The sequence below is a fragment of the Streptomyces sp. NPDC047043 genome (assembly GCF_040644055.1).
Classification (GTDB): domain Bacteria; phylum Actinomycetota; class Actinomycetes; order Streptomycetales; family Streptomycetaceae; genus Streptomyces.
This window is the reverse complement of record NZ_JBEYVO010000007.1, coordinates 80,198-92,394: the sequence shown is the minus strand read 5'-3', so window position 1 is coordinate 92,394 and position 12,197 is coordinate 80,198. Positions and strand designations below refer to the sequence as shown.

The 12,197-nt window shown below is 66.9% G+C and carries 7 protein-coding genes; 2 read left to right on the top strand and 5 right to left on the bottom strand.

Going from position 1 to position 12,197, the window contains the following annotated elements; all coding sequences use genetic code 11:
- Positions 1–20: 20 nt before the first annotated feature.
- The 5 genes from ABZ880_RS12690 to ngcE form a co-directional block, all read right to left on the bottom strand.
- Positions 21–1,115 (bottom strand): substrate-binding domain-containing protein, encoded by a 1,095-nt coding sequence (locus ABZ880_RS12690; protein WP_361261073.1) that lies wholly within the window; start codon positions 1,113–1,115, stop codon positions 21–23.
- A 133-nt stretch (positions 1,116–1,248) separates the two neighbouring features.
- Positions 1,249–2,448 (bottom strand): ROK family transcriptional regulator, encoded by a 1,200-nt coding sequence (locus ABZ880_RS12685; RefSeq protein ID WP_361260683.1) that lies wholly within the window; start codon positions 2,446–2,448, stop codon positions 1,249–1,251.
- Between the two features lie 204 nt (positions 2,449–2,652).
- Positions 2,653–3,588: a carbohydrate ABC transporter permease gene (locus tag ABZ880_RS12680; protein WP_361260681.1), complete on the bottom strand. Its 936-nt coding sequence runs from the start codon at positions 3,586–3,588 to the stop codon at positions 2,653–2,655.
- A gap of 15 nt (positions 3,589–3,603) precedes the next feature.
- A complete protein-coding gene (locus ABZ880_RS12675; protein ID WP_361260679.1) occupies positions 3,604–4,539 on the bottom strand; it encodes a sugar ABC transporter permease in 936 nt (311 codons plus the stop codon).
- 67 nt (positions 4,540–4,606) lie between these two features.
- Entirely contained in the window at positions 4,607–6,052 is a 1,446-nt protein-coding gene (gene ngcE / locus ABZ880_RS12670; protein ID WP_361260677.1) for an N-acetylglucosamine/diacetylchitobiose ABC transporter substrate-binding protein, read from the bottom strand.
- Positions 6,053–6,407: 355 nt separating this feature from the next.
- Between ngcE and ABZ880_RS12665 the strand changes: the two genes are divergently transcribed.
- Both ABZ880_RS12665 and ABZ880_RS12660 read left to right on the top strand, forming a co-directional pair.
- Entirely contained in the window at positions 6,408–10,208 is a 3,801-nt protein-coding gene (locus ABZ880_RS12665; protein ID WP_361260675.1) for a GH92 family glycosyl hydrolase, read from the top strand.
- A 20-nt stretch (positions 10,209–10,228) separates the two neighbouring features.
- Entirely contained in the window at positions 10,229–12,193 is a 1,965-nt protein-coding gene (locus ABZ880_RS12660; protein WP_361260674.1) for an alpha-glucuronidase, read from the top strand.
- Positions 12,194–12,197: the final 4 nt, after the last annotated feature.

The window sequence follows — 12,197 nt, the reverse complement described above, 5'->3', positions numbered from 1 at the left end:
CCCCGAGGCTGGTGCGGCGCTTACTGCAGGCCGGCCTTCTTGCACGCGGCGGCGTAGTCCGTGGTGCAGATCTGGGCGACGGTGTAGAGACCGTCCTTGACAACCGTGTCGTTGATGTTCTTCACGGTCACCGAGATCGGGGTCAGCAGCTTGGCCTGCACCTTGTTGCCCGAACCGCTGGTCACCGTGGTGTCGGCCAGGGACTTGATGTCCTTGCCCTGGAGCAGGTTGACCGCGAGCTCGGCGGCGTTGTCGGCCTCGCCCTTGTAGGGCTTGTAGACCGTGGCGGACTGGGTGCCGGCGACGATCCGCTGGATGGCGGCGAGCTCGGCGTCCTGGCCCGTCAGCGGGATGTCGCTGATGCCCGCACCCTTGAGGGTGTTGGCGATACCACCGGCCATGCCGTCGTTGGCGGCGTAGACGCCCGCGATGTTCTTGGCGCCCAGCTGGGTGATGGCCGCGGACATCTTCTGCGCGGCGACGGTGTCCTTCCACAGGCCGGACTGCTCGTAGGCGATGTTGACCTTGCCGTCGAGGATCTTGTGCGCGCCCTGCTTGAACTGCGCGGCGTTCGGGTCGGCGTCGTCACCGTTGATCATGACGACCTTGGCCTTCGGGGTCGCCTTGGAGCCGAGCGCGTCGAGCAGGGCCTGACCCTGGAGCTGGCCGACCTTGACGTTGTCGAAGGAGACGTACGCGGAGATCGGGCCCTGGGCCAGACGGTCGTACGCGACGACCTTGACGCCCTTGTCCACCGCGGACTGGATGGAGGACTTGATGGCGGCGGAGTCCTGGGCGGAGATCACGATGACCTTGACGCCCTTGGTGACCATGCTGCTCATCTGCTGGGCCTGCTTGGCCGGGTCGGCCGCGGCGTTGGCGTAGGAGACGGTGCAGTCGCCGCACAGCTCCTTGACCTTCGCCTGGAAGTACGGCTTGTCGAACTTCTCGTACCGCGTGGTGACGTTGTCGGGCAGGAGCAGGCCGATCGACTTGCCACCGGCGCCGGAGCTGGCGCTGGAGCCGCTGTCCTTGTCCTTGTCGCCGGCCTTGCCACAGGCGGCGGCCGAGACGGCGAGCGCGGAGATCGCGACGGTCACGGCAGCACGACGCATGAGCGTGTTCACTTGAGAAACCTCCCTGACGAGGCCGCGACGTTGCGGCCGAGGTGGCTGGAAGTCAACTCGGCCACACGTGCGACGTCAAGAAGTAAATCCTTAACGAGATGGCAACGGTGCCATCCGTTCTCTAAGTGAAGGCAGGGGTCGCAACAGCGAGTGTGCCGTCCAAAAGGGTCGAATCGCCCATCTCGCTCAGCGCGAGAGCGAGCGCTCCGAGCACCTCCGCACGGCCCCCAAGTGCCCCCGGGAGAACGGACAGTTGGCGCGCCGCGCTGGGAATGGCGTAGCGGCCGACGGACTCCCTGATCGGCCCGAGTACGAGCTCACCGGCCTCGGCGAGATCACCGCCGAGGACCACTCGGCTCGGGTTCAGCAGATTGCAGAGATTGGCGACTCCACTGCCGATGTGGCGGCCGACGTCGGCGATCACCCGACGGCAGCCCGGGTCTCCGTCCCTGGCCAGCCGCACGACGCCTTCCATCGTGAGGTCGGTGCCGTGGCTCGACTGGAGCAACGGAAGCACATAGCGCGCTGCAGCAAAGGTTTCCAGGCATCCGCGGTTTCCGCAGCGGCATACGGGACCGGATTCATCGAGTGTAATATGTCCGATTTCACCCGCGGTGCCGCCGGGACCCCGATAGATCTTGCCGTTGATCACCAGACCGGCGCCGACACCGCTCGCGACCTTGATGTACGCCAGGTCCCTGACCCCCCGGCCACTGCCCCAGACCAGCTCTCCCAGGGCGCCGAGGTTGGCGTCGTTGTCCACGTGCACGGGCACGCCGAGCCGCCCCCGCAGCTCCTCGGCGGGCTTGGTGCCGGTCCAGCCCGGCAGGATGGCGGTCGAGCCCAGGGTGCCGGACTCGACGTCGATCGGGCCGGGCACGCCGAGGCCCACCCCGGCGATCTTGGAACGGTCGACGCCCGTTGCTGCAATCAGGCGATTGACCAGCTCTTCCGCCCGGTCGAAGCCCTGTGTCGAGGAGGCGTCCACGTCCAGCGGCTCGGACTCCTCGGCCAGCACCTGGTGGGCGAGGTTGCCGACGGCGACGCGCAGGTGCGTGTGCCCGAAGTCGACGCCGATGACGATGCCGGCGTCGCCGCTGAGGCTGACGCTGCGGGCCCGGCGGCCGCCCGCCGAAGTGGGCGTGACCTCGACCGTTCCGCCGTCCTTGAGCTCGCGGACGATGTTGGAGACCGTCGCCGCGGACAGTCCCGTGGTCCTCGCGATCTCCGCCTGCGTGAGCGACCCGGCCAGCCGCACGGCACGTACGACCCGCTCCAGGTTGGCTCGATGCAGTGACGACTGCGACCCCGGAGTCTCCACGACGACCTCCTGCGCGCGGGACCGCTTCGATGAGGCCCCGTCTATGTCCAACTAGTGAACTCTAAGCTGAGCCGTTCGGGTTGCCTCCCGTCAAGAGGTTGAACCGTATCCGGGTTCGTGTACACCCATCCGTACACGTGTGCGCGCCGCACCCGGTGCCGGGAGCGGCGCGCACACGGACGGCAGCGGAGGGCTACACCGCCCTCACTTCAGCGTCGCCGACGTCAGGCCCGCCTGCACCTGGCGCTGGAAGGACAGATAGACCACCAGCATGGGGATCATCGCGATGGTCACGCCCGCGAACAGCACGGGCAGGTCGGAGGCGTAGCCCTGCTGCTGTTGCAGCTGGATGAGCCCCTGGGTGAGGACGTACCGCTCGGGGTCGCTGCCGCTCTGCGGCTGCATCAGCACGGTCGGCAGGATGAACTGGTTCCACTGGCCGAGGGTGTTGAAGATCCCGACGCTGATCAGGCCCGGCTTCGCCATCGGCAGCATCACCTGGAAGAAGGTCCGGGTGTGCGAGGCCCCGTCGAGGATCGCCGCCTCGAAGACCGCCGTCGGCAGGGTCCGGAAGAAGGCGTGCATGAAGAACACCGTGAACGGCATCGAGTAGGCGACGTAGACCAGGATCAGGCCCTGGTAGGTGTTGAGCATGTCCAGCCGCTTCACCATGAAGAACAGCGGGACGAGGGCCAGGAACACGGGGAACATCGCGCCGGCGACGAAGAAGTAGTACAGCAGCCGGTTGCCCCAGAACTGGTACCGGGCCAGCACGTACGCGGCCATCGAGCCGAACAGCATGGTCAGGGGCACGGAGAAGACCAGCACGATGATCGTGTTGAGGAAGTAGTCCCCGATGCCCTTGTTCCAGGCGCGGTGGAAGACGTCGAAGGTCCAGTTCTCCGGCCAGCCGAAGGCCGAGCCGCCGATCTGGGCGTCCGTCTTGAAGGAACTCAGCACCAGCCACAGCAGCGGCAGCACGATCAGCAGCGCCCACAGGGCGAGGAAGCCGTGCGAGAAGACGTTCAGTACGACGCCTTCGCTGCGCTGGTCACCCGGGCGGGCCGGCGTCTTGGCGACGCGCGGCTGGGGCGGAACGGTGCCGCCCTGGGCGGCGGTCTCCTTGAGAGGTGCGCTCATCGTCGTATCTCCCGCTCAGAACTCGACGCGGTCGCGGCGGGTGGCGCGCAGCATGACCACGGACAGGACCAGGGTGAGCAGCAGCATGACGACGCCCATGGCGCAGGCGTATCCGCTCTTGCCGAAGTACTGGAAGTTGCGCATCATCACCGTCGACATCACGTCGCTGTGGTGGTCCGGGCCGCCGCCGTACGCGCCCATGTTCTGGGTCATCGAGGAGACCAGCACGAACATGTCCATCGCGACGATGCCCAGGTACACCCAGGCCGTCTGCACGGTGTCCCACAGCAGCGGCAGGGTGATGCGGAAGAAGGACTGGTTGCGGCTCGCGCCGTCGATGAGGGCGGCCTCGTAGATGTCCCTCGGGATGGACTGCATCGCGGCCGAGAACAGCACCAGATAGAAGCCGACGCCATGCCAGACCACGGCGATGATCAGCGCCCACAGCACCATGTTCGGCTCGTTCAGCCATTCCACGGGGTTGTCGGCACTGACCAGTCCGAGTTTGATCAGGAAACCGTTGAGCAGGCCGCCGCCGTCACTGCGGTACACCGCGTTGAACAGCACCGCGACGATCGCCAGCGACAACACCTGCGGGAAGAAGTAGATGATTTTGTAGAACTTGGATCCGGCGACGCCCTGAACTCCGCCGGCCCTGCTGCGTCCGCCCGCGTTCACCATGAACGCGAAGAACATGGCGAGCAGAATCGTGATCACCGGGATGAAGATCAGGAACAGGATGTTGTGCCAGATGGCCTGCATGAACACGTCGTCCTGGAACAACGCCTTGTAGTTGTCGAGGCCGACGAACTTGAAGGTCTGCGACTGGCCCTTCCAGTCGGTCAGCGAATAGCCGAACGTCTGGATGTACGGCCAGATCACGAAGATCAGATAGAGCGCCACGGGAACGAACAGAAATCCCGCGACGAACCTGTACTGCCCTTTGCGCATTGGCGTTTCCTGCCCCTGGTGTCCTTTCCCGGGCCGGATTTCTCCGGCCCGGGAAACGGCGTTGCGGTCAGTCCCGGTGGTTCTTCTTGGAGGCCGGGTCCTTCGCCTGCTTGTCGACCGCGGCCTGAGCCCGCTTCAGCCACTCCTTCGGCTGGATGCGCTTGGCCATCAGCTCGTTGGACGCGGCCTCGAGGGCGGCACCCATCTCGCTGTACCACTCGGTGTACAGGTAACGGAAGGTGTTGTCGCCGGCCGCCTTGGACGCCACGACGGTGGACTGGGTGCCCGGGCGCAGCTTGACGCTGGGGTCGACGCCGTCCTTGAGGATGGTCAGGGAGTTGGCCTCCTTCGCGAAGAGCGTCGACCACTCCTTGGAGAGCATGCGCCGCATGAACTCCTTTGCGCCGGGCAGGTTCTTGGCCTTTGCCGGGATGATGAAGGGCTCTCCGGAACCGGCCCGGATCGCCTCGAAGGGCAGCTTGCTGTCCGGCAGCAGGGGCATCGGCATGAACTTCATGTCGAAGTCCGACGGCGTCTGCTTGAGCTGCTCGTTCTCCAGCCAGGAGCCGCAGGTGATGAACGCGGCCTTGTACTGGTTCCAGCGGGTCTGCGACTCGGTGTGGGTGAGGCCGTTGGTGCCGGGCATCAACAGGCCCTTCTCCACGACCTCGTAGATGGCCTCGACACCGGCCTGCGCCGCGTCGGAGCCGACGAACGCCTTGGGGTCGAGGTTGTCGATCGCCTTCATGGCGTCCAGACCGCCCTTCTTGGCGATCATGTCCATGATGGCGACGTTGATGTAGTACGGGTACTTGCCCTGGTGGGCCAGGCCGCCGATGCCGTCCTTCTTGGCCGCCTGACAGACCTTGATGAAGTCGGCCCAGGTCTTGGGCTCCTCCCAGCCCTTCTCCTTGAAGAGCTTGCCGGAGTACCAGAGGCCCCACACCGTGTAGATGTAGTTGAGGGCGACGATCTTGCCCTCCTGCATGCCCGCGTCGAGGGTGCCGGGGATGATCATGTCCCGGACCTTCTTGCTCGGGTCGTCGACGGACGGCGCGTCGAGCACCGACGCGAGGTCCAGCAGCTGGCCGTTCTTGTAGAGGACGTCGACCTTGATCTGCTGGGCGCCGGAGTCGTCCACGATGTCCGGCGGGTTGCCCGCGTTGAAGCGGGGCTGCAGCTTTCCGGTGATCTCCTGGGTACCGGTATGGGTGGAGGTGATGCCCAGGTCCTTCTTGAAGTCGGCCTCCCACGCCTTGGCGTAGTCGTCGCCGTAACCGCCCTTGAAGATGACGACGTCGAGCTTGCCGTTCTTCTCCACTCCGAAGGGGTTGGTCTTGGAGGTCTTGCCCTGGTTGTTGTCGCTCGAGTTGTCGTCTCCGCCACCGCTGGCACAGGCCGACAGGAAGCTCATGGCAGGTACGGAGATCAAACCGAGTGCGGCCGAACGCTTGATCAGATCGCGGCGGCCTACACCCGCGGTGCCGTTGTTCTCGGCGGAAGTGGATCCCATGCTCAAGTCCTCGCCTTCTCCAGGACTCAGGCGGTGAACCGGATCCTCCCGGGCACCGCGGTCAGGTCAAGCAGGGTCGTGCAGGATGTGCGGATCGTGTGATTCGCCGACAGGTATAGTCCACTTCCCGCCAACGGAGCAAGATCGAATGCAAAGTGGGTCATGGGTCTTTTCCGAGTTGAGACCTCGCGGAAATATGAGTCGCCTGTGGCCGCCTTGCCGGAAAAATCCGCGACATAGGCCCCGAATGCCACACTCAACACCCTTGACATCACTGACCACTTGACCCACTACTGGTCCTTGCGCATCGAAGCTGACAACGTTGTCCGACTGAGCGCAGGGAGGGTGCTGGTCCATGCGGAACAGAGCTCGGCACAGATGGGGTCCGGCGGTCGTGATCACGGCCGCCTTTGTCATGGCGGTGGGCTCGCAGGGGGCGGCGGTCGCCCTGCCCGACGCACCGTCCAAGGCCGACCGGGAGTTCGCCTCCTCCTTCGAGGCGGGTGACCCGGCGCCCGACTGGCTCAACACCGTCGACACCGCAGCGGACGGCTCCAAGCGGGCCTCGGGCGTCGACGGCGGCTACAGCACCGGCATCCCGGGCAATGTCACCGACCACGTCACGGACGTGCGGGCGAGCGCCGAGAACACGGACGGCGGCGAGGTGAAGGAGAACCTCGTCGACGGCGAGTCCGTCACCAAGTGGCTGACCTTCGAGCCCACCGGCTGGGTCGAGTTCGACCTGGACAAGCCCGTCAAGCTGGTGACGTACGCGCTCACCTCGGCGAACGACTTCGCGGAGCGCGACCCCGCGGACTGGACCCTGCAGGGCTCCACGGACGGCAAGGACTGGAAGACCGTCGACTCCCGCTCCGGTGAGTCCTTCTCCGAGCGGTTCCAGACGAAGTCGTACGACCTCGCCGAGCCGGCCGAGTACCAGCACTTCCGGCTCGAGATCACCAAGAACCACGGCGCCGACATCCTGCAGGTGGCCGACGTTCAGTTCTCCACGGGCGGCAGCGGCGGCCCGGTGCCGCAGGACATGCTGTCGCTGGTCGACCGCGGACCGGCCGGATCGCCCACCGCGAAGGCGGGCGCCGGGTTCACCGGAAAGAGGGCCCTGCGTTACGCCGGACGGCACACCGCTGACGGACGGGCGTACTCGTACAACAAAATCTTCGACGTGAACGTGTCGGTCGGCCGGGACACCGAGCTGTCGTACCGGATCTTCCCGTCGATGGCCGACGGGGACCGCGACTACGACGCCACGAACGTGTCGGTGGATCTGGCCTTCACGGACGGCACCTATCTGAGCGACCTGGGCGCGACGGACCAGCACGGCTTCGCGCTGTCGCCGCAGGGGCAGGGCGCCTCGAAGGTCCTCTACGTCAACCAGTGGAACAACGTGGCCTCGCGGATCGGGTCGGTCGCGGCCGGCAGGACGGTCGACCGGATCCTGGTGGCGTACGATTCCCCGAAGGGCCCGGCGAAGTTCCGCGGCTGGCTGGACGACATCGGTCTCGAGCGAGTCGCGCCCGAGAAGCCGAAGGCCCATCTCTCCGACTACGCGCTCACGACCCGTGGCACCAACTCCAGCGGCAGCTTCTCCCGCGGCAACAACTTCCCAGCGACCGCCGTGCCGCACGGCTTCAACTTCTGGACGCCGGTGACCAACGCCTCCTCTCTGAGCTGGCTTTACGACTACGCGCGCGCGAACAACGACGACAACCTGCCGACGATCCAGGCGTTCAGCGCGAGCCACGAGCCGAGCCCGTGGATGGGTGACCGGCAGACCTTCCAGGTGATGCCGTCCGTCGCGTCCGGTACGCCGGACACCGGGCGGGAGGTACGTGAGCTGGCGTTCCGGCACGAGAACGAGACCGCGCGGCCGTACTACTACGGGGTGCGGTTCGAGAACGGCCTGAAGGCCGAGATGACGCCGACCGACCATGCGGCGGCGCTCCGGTTCACGTATCCCGGCGACGACGCGAGCGTCGTCTTCGACAACGTGACGGAGCAGGCGGGGCTCACGCTCGACAAGGAGAACGGGATCGTCACCGGCTACTCGGACGTGAAGTCCGGGCTGTCGACGGGCGCGACCAGGCTCTTCGTCTACGGCGTGTTCGACAAGCCCGTGACGGACGGGGCGTCGAGCGGGGTCAAGGGGTTCCTGCGGTTCGACGCGGGTGACGACCACACGGTCACGCTCCGCCTCGCCACCTCGCTGATCAGCGTCGACCAGGCCAAGGACAACCTCCGCCAGGAGATCCCGGACGGCACGTCCTTCGACACGGTCAGGAACCGCGCCCAGCGCACCTGGGACAGGCTGCTCGGCAAGGTCGAGGTCGAGGGCGCGACGCCGGACCAGCTGACCACGCTGTACTCGAGCATGTACCGCCTGTACCTGTACCCCAACTCCGGCTTCGAGAAGGTGGGTTCGAAGTACCAGTACGCGTCGCCGTTCTCGCCGATGCCGGGCCCGGACACCCCGACGCACACCGGTGCGAAGATCGTGGACGGCAAGGTGTACGTCAACAACGGCTTCTGGGACACGTACCGGACCACCTGGCCGGCCTACTCATTCCTGACGCCCGGTCAGGCGGGTGAGATGGTCGACGGGTTCGTGCAGCAGTACAAGGACGGCGGCTGGACCTCGCGCTGGTCCTCCCCCGGTTACGCGGACCTGATGACCGGCACCTCCTCGGACGTGGCGTTCGCGGACGCGTACGTCAAGGGCGTCGACTTCGACGCGAAGGCGGCGTACGACGCGGCCCTGAAGAACGCGACCGTCGTGCCCCCTGCGTCCGGCGTGGGACGCAAGGGGATGTCGACGTCCCCGTTCCTCGGCTACACGAGCACCGACACGCACGAGGGCCTGTCGTGGGCGATGGAGGGCTACAACAACGACTACGGCATCGCGAGGATGGGCCAGGCCCTCTACAAGAAGACGGGCGAGAAGCACTACAAGGAGGAGTCGGAGTACTTCCTCAACCGGGCCCAGGACTATGTGAATCTCTTCGACTCCAAGGCCGGGTTCTTCCAGGGGAAGGACGACAGGGGCGACTGGCGCGTGGACTCCGCCAAGTACGACCCGCGCGTGTGGGGTTACGACTACACGGAGACCAACGGCTGGGGCTACGCCTTCACCGCCCCGCAGGACAGCCGGGGCCTGGCCAACCTGTACGGCGGCCGAGGCAAGCTCGCGGACAAGCTCGACGAGTACTTCGCCACCCCCGAGACGGCGTCCCCGGACTTCGTCGGCTCCTACGGCGGTGTCATCCACGAGATGACGGAGGCGCGGGACGTCCGGCTGGGCATGTACGGGCACTCCAACCAGGTCGCGCACCATGTGATCTACATGTACGACGCGGCCGGGCAGCCGTACAAGGCACAGAAGAACGTCCGCGAGGTGCTCTCGCGGCTCTACACCGGCAGCGAGATCGGGCAGGGCTACCACGGCGACGAGGACAACGGCGAGCAGTCGGCCTGGTATCTCTTCTCCGCGCTCGGCTTCTACCCGCTGGTGATGGGCGGCGGCGAGTACGCCATCGGCTCACCGCTGTTCAAGAAGGCGACGGTCCATCTGGAGAACGGCGAGGACCTGGTCGTCAGGGCGCCGAACAACAGCACCAAGAACGTGTACGTGCAGGGGCTGAGGGTCAACGGCCGTACGTGGACGTCGACTTCGCTCCCCCACTCGCTGCTCGAGAAGGGTGGAGTCCTGGACTTCGACATGGGGTCGAAGCCCTCGTCGTGGGGCACCGGCAAGAACGCGGCGCCCGTGTCGATCACCCAGGACGACAAGGTGCCGACGCCGCGGGCGGACGTGCTGAAGGGTGACGGTCCGCTGTTCGACAACACGTCGGCGACGGACGCCACGGTGACCTCCGTGGACCTGCCGGTCACCGGTCCGGTCAAGGGCCTTCAGTACACGGTGACTTCGTCCTCCGACCACACCAAGGCACCGACCGGCTGGACGCTCCAGGGCTCGGACGACGGGACCACCTGGAAGACCCTCGACGAGCGCTCCGGCGAGTCCTTCACATGGGACAGGCAGACACGGGCGTTCACCGTGGGGTCCCCGGGTACGTACGGGAAGTACCGTCTGGTCCTCGACGGCGAGGCGGTGGTGTCGGAGGTCGAACTGCTGGCCTGAGCAGCCGAGTTGGGGGTCCCATGCCGCTTCCCGTGCCCGTCCCGCCCGAGGGTGTCGACCCGGCCTGGCTGCCGGACGAGGCCTTCCGGCCGATCGGCAGCCGGCGGACGCTGATCCGCGGCTGGGGCCCCCTGGCGCGCACGGCGCACCAGAACGTGGCGGAGGCCTGTGCACGGTTCGGGGGACGCGTCGAGCGCGACGCGTCCCTCGGGCCGTTCGACCTGGTGCTGGAGCTGACGCCGGGCGACAACTCGTCGGAGGCGTTCACGTACGAGCGCGGTGACGACTGTACGACGGTCACCTCGTCGGGCCAACGCGGCCTGCTGTACGGACTGTTCCATGTCGTACGGCTCGGCGAGGACGCCTTCCGCGAGGAGCGGCCCCGCGAGACGCACCGCCCGGCACTGGCACTGCGGATGGTGGACCACTGGGACAACGTGGCCGTGCACCCGGTCATGGGCCAGGTCGAGCGGGGCTATGCCGGCGGGTCGCTGTTCTGGGAGGACGGGCGCGCCCGCTGGGACCTGGACCGCGTGCTGGCCTACGGCAGGCTGCTGGCGGCGTGCGGGATCAACGCCGTGGCCGTGAACAACGTCAACGTGCACGCGGCCGAGGCCCGTCTGCTGACCGACCGGATCGACGAAGTCGCGGACATCGCCCAGGTGTTGAGGCAGTACGGGCTCCGCACCCATCTGTCGGTGACCTTCGCCGCGCCGATGGTCCTCGGCGGGCTGCCGGGTGCCGATCCGCTCGACGAGAGCGTGCGGGAGTGGTGGGCGGAGACGACCGCACAGGTGTACCAGGCCGTCCCCGACTTCGGCGGATACGTCGTGAAGGCCGACTCGGAAGGTCAACCGGGACCCTTCGCGTACGGCCGCAGTCACGCGGACGGTGCCAACATGCTGGCCGCCGCGCTCGCCCCGCACGGCGGCACCGTGCACTGGCGGGCCTTCGTCTACGACCACCGCCAGGACTGGCGGGACCGGACGACGGACCGGGCACGGGCCGCGTACGACCATTTCGTGCCGCTGGACGGGGAGTTCGCGCCGAACGCGGTGCTGCAGGTGAAGCACGGGCCGATGGACTTCCAGGTGCGGGAGCCGGTGTCGCCGCTGATCAGTGCTATGTCACATACCAGGCTCGCCGTGGAACTTCAGGCCACGCAGGAGTACACCGGGCAGCAACGGCACGTGTGCTGGCTGGGCCCGATGTGGAGCGAGGTGCTGCGGTTCGGTCCCGAAGAGGGCCTGCCCCTCGAGGAGTTGGTGGCCGTCTCCAACGTGGGCGACGACCCGTTCTGGACCGGGCATCCGCTCGCCCAGGCCAACCTCTACACCTTCGGGCGGCTCGCCTGGCAGCCGCGGGCGGATCCGGTCACGATCCTCGACGAGTGGATCGGGCTCACCTTCCCGTCCGCTCCGCGGCGGCTGATCGACGGACTGCACTCCGTGCTCGACGGCTCCTGGCAGACGTACGAGAAGTACACCGCACCGCTCGGGGTCGGCTTCATGGTGCAGCCGGGGCACCACTACGGGCCGAGCGTCGACGGCTACGAGTACAGCCCTTGGGGGACCTACCACTTCGCGGACCGGGACGGCATCGGTGTCGACCGGAGCGTGGCGACCGGCACCGGGTACGCGGGGCAGTACGCCAAGCCGTGGGCGGAGGTGTACGAGTCGGCGGAGAGCTGCCCGGACGAACTGCTGCTGTTCTTCCACCATGTGCCGTACGGGCACGTCCTGAAGAGCGGGAAGACCGTGATCCAGCACATCTACGACACGCACTTCGAGGGCGTGGCGGAGGTGGAGGAGGCCGTGGAGGTGTGGGCCTCGCTGGCCGGGCTGATGGAGCCGGGGCGCCACGCGCGGGTTGCGGAGCGGTACCAGGAGCAGCTCCGGAGTGCCCGCGAGTGGCGCGATCAGATCAACAGCTACTTCTTCCGGAAGTCCGGGGTGCCGGACGAACGGGGACGACGGATCTACTGAAGGT

What these genes read in the sequence shown, in the direction of transcription:
- ABZ880_RS12690 (WP_361261073.1), bottom strand. Translation starts at nt 1,115, where the DNA reads ATGCGTCGTGCTGCCGTGACCGTCGCGATCTCCGCGCTCGCCGTCTCG.
- ABZ880_RS12680 (WP_361260681.1), bottom strand. Translation starts at nt 3,588, where the DNA reads ATGAGCGCACCTCTCAAGGAGACCGCCGCCCAGGGCGGCACCGTTCCG.
- ABZ880_RS12675 (WP_361260679.1), bottom strand. Translation starts at nt 4,539, where the DNA reads ATGCGCAAAGGGCAGTACAGGTTCGTCGCGGGATTTCTGTTCGTTCCC.
- ngcE (WP_361260677.1), bottom strand. Translation starts at nt 6,052, where the DNA reads ATGGGATCCACTTCCGCCGAGAACAACGGCACCGCGGGTGTAGGCCGC.
- ABZ880_RS12665 (WP_361260675.1), top strand. Translation starts at nt 6,408, where the DNA reads ATGCGGAACAGAGCTCGGCACAGATGGGGTCCGGCGGTCGTGATCACG.
- ABZ880_RS12660 (WP_361260674.1), top strand. Translation starts at nt 10,229, where the DNA reads ATGCCGCTTCCCGTGCCCGTCCCGCCCGAGGGTGTCGACCCGGCCTGG.